This is a genomic window from Peribacillus sp. FSL K6-5616 (assembly GCF_038008245.1).
Taxonomy (GTDB): Bacteria; Bacillota; Bacilli; order Bacillales; family DSM-1321; genus Peribacillus; species Peribacillus frigoritolerans.
The window spans coordinates 3,391,062-3,409,137 of the sequence record NZ_JBBOYT010000001.1; the positions used below are offsets into that span (position 1 = coordinate 3,391,062).

The following is an 18,076-nucleotide window of genomic DNA, read 5'->3' on the forward strand; positions in this document are numbered from 1 at the left end:
CTTTTTCATTTTATCGGCACGGGAGCTCTTTTGGGGCTGAGAAAGAATTTGCTGTCATTCGTCATATGTAAAAGCCGCTTCTTCTCCAGTGCCAACGGACGGATTCAACTCTGCCTATCATGATCAACAACAGCCGCTGAATTTTCCAGATAAGTTAAGTCTAACACAACTCCCTCATCTGCAATAACCTGAAACTTATAAACTAACGTTTGTAATTTTCACTATGTTCAATATGGATATTAACTTTTATGTTATTTATTGAAGTCTTATCAAAGGAATTAATAATTTTATTATCCCACTTATTGATATGGTATCTGTATGCCTTTTCACTTATGTTAAAAAGGTCTGTATTGAATTTTTCCCCCGTCTCCAATGTCTTCAAAATATCTTGCTTAATTTTTATTTCTACCTTTTTTTCGATTTTTTCCATATCCAAGTTATCTATATTTTGTTTCAATATCCCATTTGCTTTAACTTCTAAATCATATAAGGGTTTCTTCTGTTGTTCCAATACTTTGATGTTTGTTTTGGGGTCCATGATTTCAACACTTACCTTTTGTTTATTCAGGGAAAAAAACATGACTGTCGCCTTGTTTTCAACCCATTTCATACCAATCAAATCTTGTTTACTTACGAACCCTTTATACTGTTGTTTTGATATAACATAGCCGCCATTCAACGTTGGTATCTTTTTTTCTTTCCCCCTGTCTGTGTAATGACGCTCATTTATTACTATAGAGGGAATTAAAATGGAACCAACCGGTTGATAAAATTCCGAAACCAGTTCACTGAATTTTAACGGGGAAATGAAATAGTTTTCATTAATAACGGTCTCTGGCCTTTGAATGATCGTGAATAAGTTAGGAAGATTAAAGAAACTATCACTGTCAAACACTTTTTTAATATCCCCGTTTGTAACAAACAGCCATGAATTGTATCGCAATAAGGGCTCTTTCCCTACATATTCAATGAAATCCTTCATTTTCTTATTGATTACATCCTCACTTAAAATGAAGGAGTTAACATGCCCGATATAAAGTGGCAATGCTGCATTTTGTTCTAATTCAGTAAATGCTTCTTCGATACTTTCCCCTTTACCTTTCCCAATGACAACACCAGTTTTTTCTTGTAATGCTGTGGCCCCCTCTTGTTTTGCTATATCCGCAAAATTCAATGCTTGAAAGTATAAGATGAATTCACCCTCTTTATAATCGATCCCTAGAGCGGATCCATATGTTTTGAGCTTGAATTTCCTTCATTCCCCAGCAGCCTGTCGTCAATAAAAGTTGACAGCCAATTACCATGACTGCAATTAGCTTTCTCATTTGTCCGACCCCTTTTGCGATTCATTATCACTGGATTGCAGAGCTTGATTCCGCTGCCTTAACATCCCATACGGAAGCTTGAATAAGACTTTTAAAATGTCCGATTTATTTGGTTTGGAAAATGGATTCACAAAAGGCTGTCCGAAACTTTCCAAGGAAACCACAACAATCAAGATAAGAAATATTCCCATGAAGAATCCAAACAAGCCTAGAAATGCTGAACATGCAAATATGAATAACCTTATAAGAACAATATTCCCAGCGATATTCTGATTGATTAGGGTATAGCTTGAGAGAACTGTAACAGCTATTACTACGAGCATGGAGGGTGAAGTCAGCCCTGCCCGAATCGCTGCATCACCTATAATCAATCCACCCAATACAGAAACCGTCGGACCAACAGCTTTTGGCAGGCGAAGACCGGCTTCCTTAAATAGTTCAAATAATATGATCATTACGAATGCCTCCAAAGAAGCAGGTATGGGCAAGCCCTGTCTCGTGATTGAAATCGTCGCAAGAAGCGAAAAGGGAATTTGATCGAATTGATAGGTAACCAACGCTATAAAAAATCCCGGTAACGTAACCGTTACAAATAATGAGACTACACGAATGATGCGCATAAAACTAATGTAAAAAAAGCTTGCATGTGCGTCATCGGCAGCATAAAGTAACTGATTAATACTCGTTGGTCCGATCAAGCTTGTGGGATTCCCGTCTACCAGGATGGCAAAGCGCCCTTGATTCAAGGATTCAACAACATAATCCGGTCGACCGATATACTCCATTAAGGGGAAAATGGAAAATTGAGTATCATATAAGAGTTCTTCAACTTGGTAACTGCTGACTATGATATCAGCCTTTAATGAATCCAATCGTTTTTTAACATCCAAAAGAATCGAGGGATTGATAATGTCATCAATATATAGCAGCAATATTTTAGTTTTACTTCGTTTCCCGATTGTATATTCTATACATTTAAGTGATGCCGTTTTTAACCTCTGGCGAATTAAAGACATGTTATCCGCTATATTCTCAACGAATCCATCCCTAGGTCCCCGAATGGAAGATTCTATATTGGATTCTTCCGGACTGCGCTTAGGGGAATTAGCTAATGGGGTATGGTAAATTTCGTTGGAAGATTCATTAATAATGATCAGGTCTCCTGAAAAAAGAATGCTTTCTACTCCGCCTTTTAAATCGGAGCCCTTTTTAAGCGTACTGATCTCCATGATATTGCTTAATTGATCAATTGTTAATTCGCCATTTTCTTGAACCGCTTTAGATATTGTAGGCAGAATCACTTCATTGATGAATGGCATATCCACTAAGTTTGGCGCATATAAAAAACCCAACAAATAACGACCTTCATTATCAAAAGTTTTTGTTCTTAAAACAACATCGGAAGAATGTTCGAACCATTTTCGGATTTGGTCAATACAAGAAGGAGGACCATTCAAATTTCCCTTCTTCATAATGTTTCACCTTTTCCTTTTCCCTTTTTAAAAATAATAAATAACAGTATAATTGCAGCACTAAAAAGAAACAGACTGCTTATTGGAAAGAAATATTTGTATATAAAATTAAAAAATGAAGTAGCATCCCAATGGATTAGCGTTCCAATAACAATTAACAAATATAGTGAAAGCGGGATCCACTTCTGATGTTTTGAATTCGAGATTAACTTATAGCCTATAAATAAACATAAACTTATTCGGATCATGGCACCCGAAAGCCATTGGAAAATGGAAAGGAAATCGAGTCGAGTAATATAATAGCCAAATCTTAGCAACTTCCACTGTTCGTAAGCCGGATTCCTCATTTTCACAGCTTCCACAGAACCAAATTCTGCCATCGCTCCCATGAGGGGGCCTAACGTCAGCATCATGAGGATAATACCAACCAGTAAAAGCCACTTGGCTTTTAGCTTGTTTTTCAAGTAAGGAGTTAAAAATAAAAAAACGATGATTTCTAAATATCCTGCACTCGTATACAGCATTCCATTTAGTGTATGGCGATACCCGCTTTCAAATATCGGGAACAATAATTCGTAATTCTTATTACTCGTGTTCCCCAGCCCCACGAATATCCCCAAAATAGTGACGACCGGAAGAAATAGGAGAGCCAAAGTACTTATGGTGCGTATTCCTTTATAACTTGCAAAAATACAAATAAAAGTGAATAGGCTGACGACTACGATGTTTGGTATGTCATGAGTATAATTAGCTTTTGCCCAAATCAATGTGAATTTAACGGTAATGAATGCGTTAATTATAAAGTACAAGCCAAATGCTATCGTGAAAATATATGTAACAAAAGGTGTAGACCATTTTTTCAGAAAAGAGATTATATCTTCTTTATCTAGTTTTTTATAAATATAAAAAATAAATAGTGTCCAAACGATACATGGAACAACACTTATTATGACACTTATCCATCCGTCGCGTTGAGATGCGGATAAGATATTGGGAAGGAGCAGGACATGTACCATGAACCCTGTATTCATGATGATTAAAACATAGATGTGTAAAGCCTGAATGACCTTTTGATCCATAATACCCCCCCCATTAATTACATGTTTAAAAGTAATTTCCCCTTTTAAAAATTTATTTATGTAAAAACTTTCCCACAACACGGGAAATTGCTTCGGGGCTGTATAGCTTTCAACTCTCTAACAGCGTGGTCATTCAATGGCGGAGGCAAAAAAATAAGAGGCAGCTGCAAGCTGCCTCATTGTTTTATTTCTACATATATTTAAAAACTGCCTGTGTTGACTTTCTCTGGACGGACGACTGGTTCGGATAATTTCTTACCTTCTTCATTAAGAACATCTGCGCTGCCCTGCACTTGCACTTCAACGCTTTCAATTCCTTTCTGTTCCGTCAAGGAAAGGACCAAGGCATCAAGGACCTCCTGTGATACCTTTTTCTCTTTAAAGCTTCCAAGGATATTTTCGTTAAAATTCAGGCTGACCTTACCTTCTGCCACTTTAGGCTCGTCAAGTAAAGCTACATCACTCATGAACCCTGTTTGCAGGTTAGAACCTGAAGGACTCTTCGTTAATTCCTGAATGACTGCTGTTACATTATCAGACACCGTTTCGCTGATCCTGCGCGTCACCGGAACATAATAAGTGTACTCCTCATCACCGCCTACATAATAAACGGTCAGTGCTTTGGTATTGGAAATGTCGACTACGTCACTCGTATCGATATTGATTCCTGAAGACCTTGAGATATTTTCATCTATCGGTGTGCCATTGACCGGCATTTCGGAAATATCTTCCCCATTGATTCTCATTTGGATTTTATCGACCGAGTCGAATTGTGTCAGGGTCCATGTGATGGCTTGAAGGATTTTAAGTTCATCCTCTTTCTGATAGTTTTTGAATTCCGGCGAAAAGTCCGCCACAGCCACCCCGTCTTTAATGTTCACGCTTATTTGGGTATCGGCGGGAATGACGGCCCTGAACCCATTTGGAAGTTTATCCGTGACTGGTCCGTTATTGACAAGGTAATCAAGGGCTTGTTTAGCGACAGCTTCCGATTTAGGAAGTTCCAATGTCTGTGGAACCACATACCCGCTTTTATCAATTAAATATAACTCCGTCTTCACCGTTTTCGATTCCACAGCGCCTTCTTCTCCCTCAGTCGCTGGCTTTTCCTCACCATTCGTTTCTGTTTCTTTTAATGAAGATTCATCCTCGACTAATGAAACATCCTTCGGGGGATCAATTTCCTTTTTCTCTTCACCGCCAAATAATCCGCAGCCTGAAAGCCAAAAAGAAGATGCCAGAATGGTCACAGCCATTGTTACTTTTGATTTATTGGACATAAAATCACTCCTAGGACAGTTTGTACTCCTATTTATACGAGCCCTAGGGGAAAATAGACCAATTATTTTTCCCTCCGATAATGGAGCTGGGCAATTTGCCTGTACTGATGCATCTTTTTTAGCTTCATTAGGATTTGGGGAGACTTCCTCATTGGAACAATCGACTCCCATCCCCAAGTATAATCGGAATGATGGATAGGGTCATTTCATCCACCTACGGGGAAAACGAGTGCCTCATGCTCCAATCAACGGCCAAATGTACAAGCAAAAAAACTGCAGACAAACTCCATTTTCATCGAGTATGTCTACAGTCTGAAACTTCCAAATGGAAGTCTTATAAGTGATCGATTTTAATTGTTTCGATGGTATTGGCATGAATACCGAGCCAGCTCGATGCGATGGAACCAAACATATCTCTTGAACCGGTTGTATAAAAGCGATGAACTGGACGGAGCTTGCTTTTATTGATTAATTTATAGTAATCCAAAATGACACTTGCCTCCCGGGCCGTCTCTTCGCCAGAGGAAATGACTTGTACTTCATCCCCCATATAGGAAGAGATTACAGGCCCCAGCAGTGGATAATGGGTACAGCCAAGGATCAGTGTATCGATCTTCGTTTTCTTCAACGGGTTCAAGGTTTGTGCCACGACCCGATTGACGATCCCCCCTTGAAACTCCCCGCTTTCTACGATCGGGACAAATTTCGGGCATGCTAAACTATCTACTTTCACATCGGAATTGATGGAAGCAAGTGCATCGTCATAAGCTTTGCTTTTTACCGTGCCTTCCGTACCGATAACTCCAATATGCAAGGAATCAGAAACTTTCAATGCCGCCCTTGCCCCTGGGTGTATGACACCCAACACAGGAATCGGAAGTATAGCCCTGATTTCATCCAATACAGCTGCAGTCGCTGTATTGCAAGCGATGATCAGCATTTTTATATCCTTCTTCATCAAAAATCTCGTCATTTGCCATGTGAAGGTTTGGACATCTTTTTTTGTCCTCGGCCCATATGGGCATCTTGCTGTATCACCTAAGTAAATTATATTTTCATTTGGAAGCTGACGCATGACTTCTTTAGCTACTGTCAAGCCGCCTACTCCCGAATCAATGATGCCTATCGGTTGTTTCAAAAAACTCGCCTCATTTTTCTTTCATTTCTTGATGTAGTTTTACTAGAATCCCTTTGAGGGATATGATGTCAGATTCGTTAAAATTGACTAACACGCCACTCAAGTACTGCTTCCGTTTATTAATCACTTCTTGGATTATCCGTTCGCCTTCTTCAAGAAGGTGAATTCGAACCACACGCCGATCCTTTTCATCCCTGACACGCTGGACAAGCTGATGTTTCTCCATGCGGTCAATCAGGTCCGTCGTTGTACTGAAGGCGAGAAACATCTTCGTGGACAATTCGCCAATCGTCATGTCACCTGATTCAAAAAGCCATTGCAAAGCCACGAATTGAGGAATGGTAATTTTATAATCATGGAGAATTTCTCTTCCCCTTTGCTTAAGCCATGACGATACATAGCGCAATTCCTTCTCGATATCGGCTACATATGCCGCCTGCTTCTCTTCATCCATAAACACAGCTCCCCACTTCATGAAACTTATCATACTACCATTTTGGATGAAAGTGAAATGATTTTCAAGATTGATTGACTGGAATCATAATGAAACCGCACCATAAAAATAAGCAGCATCCAAAGAAGTCAAAACAACCAAATTGTTTTGGCCTTCCTTATATGCTGCCAATGAACGGGAGAGAAATTATTTATAAGGCTTACGTATTAAGAGTTAACACATTAAAGCTTAAGTTCTCCCATACGAAGGAGTTCTATGACTGCCTGCGAACGTCCTTTAACTCCAAGCTTCTGCATCGCATTCGAAATATGGTTTCGAACTGTTTTTTCGCTAATAAACAATTCACCTGCGATTTCTTTTGTTGTTTTGTCTTGTACTAGTAACTCAAATACTTCTTTTTCTCTTTTGGTGAGTAATGGCTTATGAGTGAATTCGTTCTCCTTCAAGTAATGTTACCCTCCTTGCCTTCACCAGCATAAAACCCGGAGTGGGTGTCTATTTAGTCAAGATATAGTATGTCGGCTGGGGCAATGGAGTGACTCTTTTACTTGTCTAAATGGAAATATTTTCAAGAATGTTCCAGCACAGTATACAGCATCGAACGCTTCACGCCTTCCGTCCAAGGTACCGGCTTCCCTGTGGCCTTGGACACTTGCACAATCGTCCCCCTGCCCGTTAAACAAATGGAACCATCTTGTTTAGTCCCCATATAGTGTAGGTCCACTGAAGAATTTCCGATATGGTCAGCTTTCACATGGATTGTCAATTGATCATTGAAAAACATCTGCTTAAGGTAATCACACTGTAAATTGGCAACAACCGGCATCTCACCGCATTCAGCCGAGGTCCAATCCTTCATGAACCCCATACTGTTGAAATACTCAATCCGAGCTTCCTCAAAATAAGTAAAAGGAATCGTGTTATTCAAGTGCCCAAACATATCAGTTTCCGAAAAGCGGATCTTAATCTCATGTTTAAAAGAAAAATCATTGATCCACTCCGTAATATTATCGATATATGATATTTTGCCCAACTTGTGCACACCCTTTCTGAATTGAATGACTATTCACTCATTTTATAAGAAAACAACGATAATGAAAAGGATTTTCTATTGAAAGCAGGGTAAATTATCAAGCTCACTTCACAAATCCTTCACAGTTGGCCTGGTGCCGGATTTATACTTCAACCCCAGTTATCAATCGTTTATGATTCTCTCGATTCCCAACCAATTCTGTGTATGTAAAACAATGAAAAAAAGAACCCATATCATAAGATACAGGTTCTTTCATGTTCATGATTAAACTTCATCACTGCCGAAGAAGTTACGGAATTGTTGGATCGTAGTATCACGGTTCAACGCAGCAATCGAAGTCGTTAATGGAATGCCTTTAGGGCAAGACTGCACGCAGTTTTGTGAGTTACCGCAGTTTGCAAGTCCTCCATCACCCATGATCGTATTTAAACGTTCAGCTTTGTTCATTGCACCAGTTGGATGTGCGTTGAATAAACGAACTTGTGATAATGGTTGTGGCCCCATGAAGTCTGAATTGCTGTTTACGTTCGGACAAGCTTCCAAACATACACCGCAAGTCATACATTTAGATAACTCGTAAGCCCATTGACGTTTCTTTTCTGGCATACGCGGTCCTGGTCCAAGGTTGTACGTTCCATCGATTGGAATCCATGCTTTTACCTTTTTCAATGAGTCGAACATACGGCTGCGATCGACTTGCAGATCACGAACAACAGGGAATGTACGCATTGGTGCTAGACGAACCGGCTGCTCCAATTGATCGATAAGAGCTGTACATGATTGTCTTGGTTTACCATTGATAACCATTGAACAAGCACCACATACCTCTTCAAGACAGTTCATGTCCCATGCGATTGCTGTAGTGTGCTTGCCTTGTACCGTTACTGGATTACGACGAATTTCCATTAGGGCGGAAATTACGTTCATATTCGGACGGTACGCTAATTCGAATTCCTCATCATAAGGAGCTGAATCCGGTGTATCTTGACGAGTGATTATAAAACGGACTGTTTTAGTCTCAGATTTAGTTTCAACCATTTTTTTGCTCCCCCTCTTTAGTGTTTCGTAGTGTAGTCACGTTTACGCGGTGCGATCAGTGATACATCTATGTCTTCATAATGGAATTCAGGTGCTTGATCCAAGCCTTTGAATGTTGCCATAGTAGTTTTCATGAATTCCTCATCATTACGTTCTGGGAAATCAGGTTTGTAATGCGCTCCGCGGCTTTCGTCACGGTTTAATGCACCAATTGTGATTACACGAGCCAATTGCATCATGTTTTGCAGCTGTCTAGTGAATGCAGCTCCTTGGTTACTCCATTTAGCCGTGTCATTGATGTTAATTTTCTTGTAACGTTCCATCAGCTCAAGAATCTTGTTATCCGTTTCTTTCAGCTTGTCATTGTAACGAACTACAGTAACATGCTGTGTCATCCACTCACCAAGTTCTTTGTGAAGGACGTACGCATTTTCGTTACCATCAAGAGACATGACTTCATTCCATTTCTCTTGTTCTTGTTTTTCGTACCCTTCATACAATGAAGAAGGAATGGATTCTGAAGTTTTAGCAAGGCCTTCAATATATTTAACGGCGTTCGGTCCAGCGACTGAACCACCATAGATTGCAGAAAGAAGTGAGTTGGCACCAAGACGGTTACCGCCATGTTGTGAATAATCGCACTCACCTGCAGCGAATAAACCTTTGATGTTAGTCATTTGGTCATAATCAACCCAAAGTCCGCCCATAGAATAGTGAACGGCAGGGAAAATTTTCATTGGAACTTTACGAGGATCTTCACCCATGAATTTCTCGTAGATTTCAATGATTCCGCCAAGTTTAATATCAAGTAATTTAGGATCTTTATGTGATAGATCCAGGTAAACCATGTTTTCACCATTAATGCCAAGCTTCATGTTCATACATACGTCGAAGATTTCACGAGTCGCGATATCACGAGGTACTAGATTACCATAAGCAGGGTATTTTTCTTCAAGGAAATACCAAGGTTTCCCGTCTTTATATGTCCAGATACGTCCACCTTCACCACGAGCGGATTCACTCATTAGACGAAGTTTGTCATCGCCAGGGATTGCTGTCGGGTGAATTTGAATGAACTCACCATTAGCATAATTAACACCTTGCTGATAAACGATGGAAGCTGCTGAGCCTGTATTGATCATTGAGTTCGTTGATTTACCGAAAATGATTCCAGGGCCGCCGCTCGCCATGATGACTGCGTCTCCAGGGAATGATTTGATTTCCATTGAAGTCAGGTTTTGTGCTACGATACCGCGTGCTGTTTGCTCATCATCGATAACAGCTCCAAGGAATTCCCAGCCTTCATATTTCGTTACAAGGCCTTCAACTTCATAACGGCGAACCTGCTCGTCCAATGCGTAAAGTAATTGCTGACCAGTTGTTGCACCAGCGAATGCTGTACGGCTATGTTGAGTACCACCGAAACGACGGAAATCAAGAAGACCTTCCGGAGTACGGTTGAACATAACACCCATACGGTCAAACATATGGATGATCGATGGTGCTGCTTCGCACATCGCTTTAACCGGCGGTTGGTTAGCCAAGAAATCTCCGCCATAAACTGTATCGTCGAAGTGGATATATGGAGAATCCCCTTCACCTTTTGTATTTACTGCCCCGTTGATTCCGCCTTGGGCACAAACTGAGTGAGAGCGTTTAACAGGCACTAAAGAAAATAAATCAACCTGTTGTCCCAGCTCTGCTGCTTTGATCGTAGCCATTAATCCAGCTAGACCTCCACCAACGATAACTATTTTACCTTTACCCAATTCTGTCACTCCCTTATTTCCATTAGCCAAGCTATGTTTTTCCTAATTCTTATAAATGAACTCTATCTTCTTATACGAATGCGAAAATTGCGCTGATTCCGATATAAGTAAGAAGAACGAAAACGATCAATGTAAAGTAAGTCATGATTCTTTGCGATCTTGGTGAAACTGTAAGACCCCAGCTCACAGCAAATGACCATAATCCATTAGCAAAGTGGAAGATTGCCGAGGTAACACCAACAATATAGAACACAAGCATGAATGGACTAGAGAAAATCTCTGCCATCATGTCAAAGTTAACTTCAGCACCCATAGCTGCTTGAATTCTAGTTGCCCATATATGCCAAACAAGGAAAATCAACGTTATGATTCCAGTTAGGCGTTGTAGCATGAACATCCAGTTACGGAAGAAACTAAATCTGCCTAAATTGTTTTTTGCTGTAAAGGCAATATAAATTCCGTACACAGCATGGAAAATGAGCGGTAGATAGATGACGACCCATTCTACCAGAATCTTCACGGGCGTATACTCAATTAAATGAACTGCCCCATTAAAAGTTTCTTCTCCTTTTGTTGCCATAAAGTTTACCGATAAATGAAAAATTAGGAATAGACCAATTGGAATTACTCCTAGAAGTGAATGAAGCCTGCGATTCCCAAACTCACGATTTTTTGCCACTAAGTGCCCCCCCTTAATTTGTGAAAAATCATGCAAAGATAAACTGGTGGCTACCTTTTATCTCCGCGTGAAAATACAGTATAGAGTCAAAAAAAATCCTCTATACTTCCTTTACAATTATGTGACATGTCCATTTTACTCCTGACTTCTATGTGCGTCAAGAAAACGGATACAAGAAATCTCTTTTTCAGAATAGATTTTATTGGATTAAATTGGGTATTTTTTGATTGTCAAGATGATATTTTGAAGAAATTTCTAATTAAACTATTAATATCCCGGAATAATTTCTCATTTTTTTCCAATTGTTATTTAAATAAATAAAAAACAGTATAATTTGCAAAAGAAATACGTTTATAATAGATTTACAGAAAGAGGCGATAAATCATGAAAAAAAATATTGCTGCTGCGATAGAAGAAGAGATTCAACCTGAAGAAATTCAAACTGAAGAATTCCAAGTTCCAGCTTTCGGATACGAATTAATCAGAGAAGTTCTATTGAACGATATTCTCGGAAAAGACTCTAATCAAATCCTCTATTGGGCAGGTAAACAATTAGCAAGAAAATTCCCATTGAATGGCGATCAGGAAGTGATTGAATTTTTCCAAAGCGCTGGATGGGGCAATCTGGAAATCTTGAAGTATACGAAACACGAGATGGAATTATCCCTGACGGGTGAAATAATCAGCCGCCGCCTGGATTTACATCCTGATTGTCACTTCCAACTTGAAGCCGGTTTCCTTGCCGAGCAGTTTACACTGCAAAAAAAATTCCTCAGCGAATCAACGGAAGAAATCAAACGCCGCGCAAAAAAAGTGATATTCACCATCCAATGGGATCCAAGAGATCCAATCTAATGAGCCCTGAAAACAGACTTACCCTTTTTACCGGAAGTCTGTTTTTTATTGGACTCCTGACACTTAAGCTAGCACATTTGCATGCTGACCAAGTTTAAATGCCTCATGAAGGGATTCAACCGCCTTCACCATTTCCTTTTCATTGACGACGGTCGAAACTTTAATTTCCGATGTGCTGACCATTTTCACCTGGATGCCTGTATTGGCCATCACTTCAAACATTTCGGCAGCCACTCCCGGATTGGATACCATACCGGAACCGACGATGGACACTTTGGCCAACCCGCTCTCCGTTTCGACTCGGTCGAATCCCAATTGTTCTTTATTATTTTCCAGCACGATCAAGGCCGCTTCCGTATCTTCACTTTTTGTGGAAAAAGATAGATTGGTCGTATCCTCGGCAGTCATGCTTTGTATGATGATGTCCACATTGATCCGGTTTTTCGCAAGCGTCGTGAAGATAGTGGATAATGCACCTAGTGATTGGGGCAAACCATATATGGTGACCCTCGTAATACTGTCTTCAAAAGCAATGCCTCGTACAATTAAGTTTTCTTCCATAGTTGCTTCCTCCTCTATGATCGTACCTGATTCTCTCTCCATGCTTGAACGGACTTCAAGCGGAATTTGATAATTTTTTGCATATTCGACAGCCCTTGGGTGAAGGACGCCCGCCCCCAGGTTGGCAAGTTCCAGCATTTCATCGTAAGAAATGGATTGGAGTTTTCTCGCGCCTTTTATGTAGCGTGGGTCCGTTGTGAAAACACCCGTTACATCCGTATATATATCGCATCTATCCGCATTCAGCGCTGCAGCGATGGCAACCGCCGTCGTATCGGAACCGCCTCGCCCTAAGGTAGTGATTTCCCCATTTGCATCGTTACCCTGGAAACCGGCTACGACCACTATTTTCTTCTCCTGAAGCTGAGCTTGGATCCTCGTGGCATCGATGTTTAAAATCCGGGCATTCCCATGAACGGATTCCGTTTGCATGCCAGCCTGCCAGCCAGTATACGAAATGGCTTCATGTCCTTCTTCAATCAGTGCCATCGTTAACAGGGAAATCGTTACCTGTTCCCCAGTCGTCAAAAGCATATCCATTTCCCTCTTGCTCGGGGATCCGGAAATATCACGCGCCATGGAAACCAATTGGTCCGTTGTTTTCCCCATAGCTGAAACAACGACGACCACCTCATTTCCATTCTCCGCTTCCTCGATTACCCGATTGGCAACATTTTTGATTTTTTCTACGCTACCGACGGAGGTTCCGCCGAATTTTTGAACGATTAATGCCATCCTCATGCACCCTCTCTACTTTTTAGGCAATAAAAAAAGCAATGAGAAATATCTCATTGCTGTGGTCACATATCTAATACTGTAAACACAGTGAGATAGCTCTCCAGGGTATAAACCCTGACAATCCGCCATTTCTTAAATGTCGGACCAGGAGGACAAGGTATGAGTCTTGTCTTCCTTCGGCGTCATCCCCTTTCAAAACCTTTCATGGAAGCTCATACTTCTCCAGGTTTTTACTCTTGAATTCCGCACCTCTATCAGCACTTTTAAGTTGTCTAGTTAAAAATTCCTTTTAATCATAGCATAGAGATTTATCGGTAGCAAGATTATTCTTGTAATTTTCTAACGATTCCCTCGGCTACACCTTTTGGCATGCCAGCTTCCATGATTTCCTCGGCCGTCGCCTCTTTGATTTTCTTCAATGATCCAAAATGCCTTAATAATTGCTTCCTTCGCTTTTCCCCGACTCCTGGAATATCATCAAGCTGGGAATGAACCGCATTTTTCCCGCGTAGCTGGCGATGAAACGTAATCGCGAACCGGTGCACTTCATCCTGAATTCTTTGCAATAGGTAAAATTCCTGGCTCCGTGAATCAAGAGGTACGAGTTCAAGCGGATTTCCGATCATCAATTGCGAGGTCCTATGCTTTTCATCCTTAATGAGGCCTGAAAGTGGAATATCCAAGCCCAATTCATTTTCCAGAATATCCCGAACCGCTTCGACATGTCCCTTTCCGCCATCGATGATGATCAAATCCGGAAGCGGCAGCCCTTCTTTCAATACTCGTGAATACCTTCTTCTGACCACTTCACGCATCGATTCATAATCATCAGGTCCCCGGACCGTCTTGATCTTATATTTTCGGTATTCTCTTTTTTCCGGCTTCCCATCAATGAACACGACTAAAGCGGAAACGGGGTCACTTCCCTGGATATTGGAGTTATCGAAAGCTTCAATTCGATGCGGGGTGTAGATGCCCAGTTGTTTCCCGAGGTTTTCCACCGCATTGATCGTTCTTTCTTCATCCCTTTCAATCAAAGAGAATTTTTCCTGAAGGGCAATGGAGGCATTTTTATTCGCCAATTTAAGCATGTCTTTTTTCGCTCCCCGTTTCGGGTGAATCGTTTTGACACCAAGCAGCCCTTCGGCCATTTCGGCATCCACTGATTCAGGCAGCAAGATTTCCTTTGGTTTAAAGTGGTTCGTAATCTCGTAAAACTGACCGAGGAATGTAAGAAGTTCCTGTTCCGGTTCATCGTAGACCGGAAAAAGCGAAACATCCCTTTCTATCAATTTACCCTGCCGGACAAAAAATACCTGAACGCACATCCAGCCTTTATCATAGGCAAAGCCAAATACATCCCTGTCGATGAAATCGGTCGTCATCATTTTCTGCTTTTCCATCGTAATATCGATGTGGGCAATCTTGTCACGGAACTCCTTGGCCCTCTCGAAATCGAGCTCTTCCGATGCCTCCAGCATTTTTTCAGTCAGTTCTTTTTTTATTTCAGTATGCCCGCCGTTCAAGAACCGGTTGATATCATCGACCATTTTTTTATATTCCTGTTCCTCTACATCATATACACATGGGGCAAGGCACTGGCCAAGGTGATAGTAGAGACAAACGCGATCCGGTAACGTATTGCATTTTCTTAGGGGATAGATGCGGTCGAGCAATTTTTTCGTTTCGTTAGCTGCAAATGCATTCGGATAAGGACCGAAATATTTCCCTTTGTCTTTTTTGACTTTTCGCGTAATGATTAGACGCGGGTGTCGTTCCGCAGTCAGCTTGATGAAAGGATACGTCTTATCATCCTTTAGCATGACATTATATTTTGGGTCATGTTTTTTGATTAAGTTCAACTCTAAAATAAGAGCCTCGATATTGGAAGAGGTGACGATGTATTCGAAATCCTCAATCTCGTTCACGAGTCGAAATGTTTTCCCATCATGAGATCCCGTAAAATAAGAACGGACACGATTTTTCAACACTTTCGCTTTGCCTACATATATGATCGTTCCCTGACGATCTTTCATTAAATAACAACCAGGTTGATCGGGAAGAAGGGCAAGTTTATTCTTTATTTGTTGATTCATGCATTCAGCCTCCTGTTCTCCCATTTTTACAATCATTATATATCAAGATAGCGAAAAAAGCTTCAAGTCCGCAGACTTGAAGCTTTTTTTAGCTAACTTACTATTACGCGTGTTTTGCAATAAGTTCAGCAAGTGCTTCTTTAGGTTGGAAACCAACAACCTTATCGACCACTTCACCGTCTTTAAGGACGATTAATGTCGGGATGCTCATCACACCGAATTTTCCAGCTGTTTCTTGGTTTTCATCTACATCCACTTTTACGATTTTTGCTGTATCGCCAATTTCAGTATCAAGCTCTTGAAGAACAGGAGCGATCATTTTACAAGGTCCACACCATGGAGCCCAAAAGTCTACAAGAACGACACCTTCGCTAGTATCTGTTGTGAAAGTTTGGTCAGTTGCATTTACAATAGCCATATATATTTCCTCCTCAAATTTACTCAAATAACTAAAAACAGTATACCACTGTTGCTCAAATCGATGCTAATATTTTGCTTCAGTGGTAGGATGTCCAAAAAAAGAGTAATTATGCAGGCCAAAAACCCTCCCCAGTAGCGCAAATAAAGGGGCAAGACATGTATCGGCTTATGCCGAAATGTCTTGCCCCTCATCTGTATTATTTCTTTTACGCGTTAACTTTAAGTTTTTTGAATTCTTCCGTAAGCAATGGGACGACTTCGAAAAGATCTCCGACAATTCCATAATCAGCCACATTGAATATATTAGCTTCCGGGTCTTTATTGATGGCAACGATAACCTTGGAGTTGGACATTCCCGCTAAATGCTGGATCGCACCGGAAATTCCGCAGGCGATATAAAGGTCAGGTGTTACGACTTTACCCGTTTGCCCGATTTGTAATGAGTAATCGCAATAGTCTGCATCACATGCTCCGCGGGAAGCTCCTACCGCTCCGCCAAGAACCTGTGCCAGTTCCTTTAATGGTTCAAAACCATCTTCACTTTTCACGCCACGGCCACCCGCGATGATTACTTTCGCTTCTGAAAGGTCGACCCCTTCACTGGCTTTTCTAACAACATCCTTAATGATTGTCCGTAAGTCCTTAATATCCACACTTAATGTAGAAACATCACCAGAACGGGACTCATCTTTCGCTAATGGTTCGATATTGTTCGGACGGATTGTCGCGAAAATCACGCCAGCTGTAACAATTTTCTTTTCAAACGCTTTACCAGAATATATCGGGCGGGTGAAAACGATATTTCCACCTTCTTCTTCAATGGATGTAACGTCGGAAATCAATCCTGATTCAAGTTTTCCAGCCAATTTAGGTGCAAGGTCTTTTCCTAAGGCCGTATGTCCAAAGAAAATCCCTTCCGGCTTTTCCTGCTCGATGACGGCAAGCAAGCTTTGTGCATATCCATCTGAAGTATATTGTTTCAATTGATCATTTTCGACTGCAATAACCCGGTCTGCGCCATACTGGATCAATTCATTACCGAAATTCTGAACGCTGTCACCAACTAAAACACCAACGATTTCCCCGCCATCCGCAGCAAGCTTAGCCGCACCGATAGCTTCAAATGATACATTTCTTAGTGAACCATCACGAACTTCGCCCAATACAAGAAACTTTCTAGCCATTTATAAAAACCTCCTGTGCTCTATTTTTCTTTTTGTCGTGTGTTGTTGTTTTGAAAAGTACCGTTTCGATTAAATCACTTTTGCTTCACTGCGTAATAATTGAACAAGCTCGGTAACTTGAGCACTGATTTCCCCGTCCAAAACTTTTCCAGCTTCTTTTTTAGCAGGAAGGTAAATTTCAATCGTTTTTGTTTTGGCCTCAACATCGTCTTCTTCCAAATCCAGGTCATCCAATTCCAATTCTTCAAGCGGTTTTTTCTTTGCCTTCATGATTCCTGGCAATGAAGGATAACGTGGCTCATTTAGCCCTTGTTGCGCTGTCACCAATAATGGAAGAGAGGCTTCGATCGTTTCAGAGTCCCCTTCGACATCACGGATAACGCTTACATTTCCATTTTCTATGTCCAATTTAGTAATGGTTGTAATATAAGGAATCTCCAAAATTTCGGCAACGCGTGGTCCCACTTGACCGGAGCCGCCATCGATTGCAACGTTCCCTGCAATGATTAGATCGGCGTTTTTATCTTTTAAGTATTCGCCAATAATTTTGGCAGTCGTGAATTGGTCGCCATTTTCTATGTCGTCTTCTATATTTATCAATACAGCTTTGTCAGCACCCATTGCCAGCGCTGTACGTAATTGCTTTTCAGCCTCTTCCGTTCCGACAGAAATAACCGTTACTTCGCCGCCTTGTGCATCACGCACCTGGATTGCTTCTTCAACTGCATACTCATCGTATGGATTAATGATGAATTCTGCTCCATCCTCATTGATTTTCCCGTTGGATAGTGTAATTTTTTCTTCTGTATCAAATGTTCTTTTCAGCAGTACATAAATGTTCACGATAATACCTCCCGAATAATTTGAGTTTTGAAGATTATGAATTTTATTGATATATAGTAATGTTCTACAGATTTCACCAAAATCCTGCATGATATATAAAAATAGTTATTTA

17 protein-coding genes and 1 riboswitch are annotated in these 18,076 nt (G+C 40.8%); of the genes, 1 reads left to right on the plus strand and 16 read right to left on the minus strand.

Features of this window, described 5'->3' with window-relative positions; genetic code table 11:
• Positions 1-202 precede the first annotated feature (202 nt).
• The 11 genes from MHB45_RS16255 to MHB45_RS16305 all read right to left on the minus strand — a co-directional run bounded on the left by MHB45_RS16255 (position 203) and on the right by MHB45_RS16305 (position 11,267).
• Positions 203-1,174 carry a Ger(x)C family spore germination protein gene (locus tag MHB45_RS16255; protein WP_340908007.1) on the minus strand — a complete coding sequence of 324 codons (972 nt, stop codon included), beginning with the start codon at positions 1,172-1,174 and terminating at the stop codon, positions 203-205.
• A gap of 147 nt (positions 1,175-1,321) precedes the next feature.
• Positions 1,322-2,797, minus strand: a complete 1,476-nt coding sequence (locus MHB45_RS16260) for a spore germination protein (RefSeq protein ID WP_048689040.1) — start codon at positions 2,795-2,797, stop codon at positions 1,322-1,324.
• On the minus strand, positions 2,794-3,876 hold the full coding sequence (locus tag MHB45_RS16265) for a GerAB/ArcD/ProY family transporter (protein WP_340908008.1): 1,083 nt from the start codon (positions 3,874-3,876) through the stop codon (positions 2,794-2,796). The genes MHB45_RS16260 and MHB45_RS16265 overlap by 4 nt, the downstream gene beginning before the upstream one ends.
• 200 nt (positions 3,877-4,076) lie before the next feature.
• A complete protein-coding gene (locus tag MHB45_RS16270; RefSeq protein ID WP_063594348.1) occupies positions 4,077-5,156 on the minus strand; it encodes a GerMN domain-containing protein in 1,080 nt (359 codons plus the stop codon).
• A gap of 334 nt (positions 5,157-5,490) precedes the next feature.
• On the minus strand, positions 5,491-6,294 hold the full coding sequence (racE, locus tag MHB45_RS16275) for a glutamate racemase (protein ID WP_048689031.1): 804 nt from the start codon (positions 6,292-6,294) through the stop codon (positions 5,491-5,493).
• A gap of 10 nt (positions 6,295-6,304) precedes the next feature.
• Entirely contained in the window at positions 6,305-6,748 is a 444-nt protein-coding gene (locus tag MHB45_RS16280; protein WP_340908009.1) for a MarR family winged helix-turn-helix transcriptional regulator, read from the minus strand.
• 221 nt (positions 6,749-6,969) lie between these two features.
• Positions 6,970-7,194, minus strand: a complete 225-nt coding sequence (locus MHB45_RS16285; protein WP_028392149.1) for a helix-turn-helix domain-containing protein — start codon at positions 7,192-7,194, stop codon at positions 6,970-6,972.
• A 122-nt stretch (positions 7,195-7,316) separates the two neighbouring features.
• Positions 7,317-7,781: an acyl-CoA thioesterase gene (locus tag MHB45_RS16290; RefSeq protein WP_340908010.1), complete on the minus strand. Its 465-nt coding sequence runs from the start codon at positions 7,779-7,781 to the stop codon at positions 7,317-7,319.
• A gap of 264 nt (positions 7,782-8,045) precedes the next feature.
• Positions 8,046-8,819, minus strand: a complete 774-nt coding sequence (gene sdhB, locus MHB45_RS16295; protein ID WP_048689018.1) for a succinate dehydrogenase iron-sulfur subunit — start codon at positions 8,817-8,819, stop codon at positions 8,046-8,048.
• 17 nt (positions 8,820-8,836) lie between these two features.
• Positions 8,837-10,588, minus strand: a complete 1,752-nt coding sequence (gene sdhA, locus MHB45_RS16300) for a succinate dehydrogenase flavoprotein subunit (RefSeq protein WP_048689080.1) — start codon at positions 10,586-10,588, stop codon at positions 8,837-8,839.
• A 70-nt stretch (positions 10,589-10,658) separates the two neighbouring features.
• Positions 10,659-11,267 (minus strand): succinate dehydrogenase cytochrome b558 subunit, encoded by a 609-nt coding sequence (locus tag MHB45_RS16305; protein ID WP_048689016.1) that lies wholly within the window; start codon positions 11,265-11,267, stop codon positions 10,659-10,661.
• 384 nt (positions 11,268-11,651) lie between these two features.
• Here MHB45_RS16305 and MHB45_RS16310 point away from each other — a divergent pair, with 384 nt between their 5' ends.
• On the plus strand, positions 11,652-12,122 hold the full coding sequence (locus MHB45_RS16310) for a YslB family protein (protein ID WP_202186153.1): 471 nt from the start codon (positions 11,652-11,654) through the stop codon (positions 12,120-12,122).
• A gap of 63 nt (positions 12,123-12,185) precedes the next feature.
• Here the strand turns inward: MHB45_RS16310 and MHB45_RS16315 are convergent, their stop codons facing one another.
• The 5 genes from MHB45_RS16315 to MHB45_RS16335 all read right to left on the minus strand — a co-directional run bounded on the left by MHB45_RS16315 (position 12,186) and on the right by MHB45_RS16335 (position 17,964).
• Positions 12,186-13,418, minus strand: a complete 1,233-nt coding sequence (locus MHB45_RS16315; protein WP_048689012.1) for an aspartate kinase — start codon at positions 13,416-13,418, stop codon at positions 12,186-12,188.
• An 88-nt stretch (positions 13,419-13,506) separates the two neighbouring features.
• A riboswitch (Lysine riboswitch) is annotated at positions 13,507-13,683 on the minus strand.
• A 61-nt stretch (positions 13,684-13,744) separates the two neighbouring features.
• Positions 13,745-15,517: an excinuclease ABC subunit UvrC gene (gene uvrC / locus MHB45_RS16320; protein WP_048689009.1), complete on the minus strand. Its 1,773-nt coding sequence runs from the start codon at positions 15,515-15,517 to the stop codon at positions 13,745-13,747.
• A 103-nt stretch (positions 15,518-15,620) separates the two neighbouring features.
• A complete protein-coding gene (trxA, locus tag MHB45_RS16325; protein WP_034308995.1) occupies positions 15,621-15,935 on the minus strand; it encodes a thioredoxin in 315 nt (104 codons plus the stop codon).
• A 208-nt stretch (positions 15,936-16,143) separates the two neighbouring features.
• A complete protein-coding gene (locus MHB45_RS16330) occupies positions 16,144-17,121 on the minus strand; it encodes an electron transfer flavoprotein subunit alpha/FixB family protein (protein WP_048689007.1) in 978 nt (325 codons plus the stop codon).
• Positions 17,122-17,190: 69 nt separating this feature from the next.
• Positions 17,191-17,964, minus strand: a complete 774-nt coding sequence (locus tag MHB45_RS16335; RefSeq protein ID WP_048689004.1) for an electron transfer flavoprotein subunit beta/FixA family protein — start codon at positions 17,962-17,964, stop codon at positions 17,191-17,193.
• Positions 17,965-18,076: the final 112 nt, after the last annotated feature.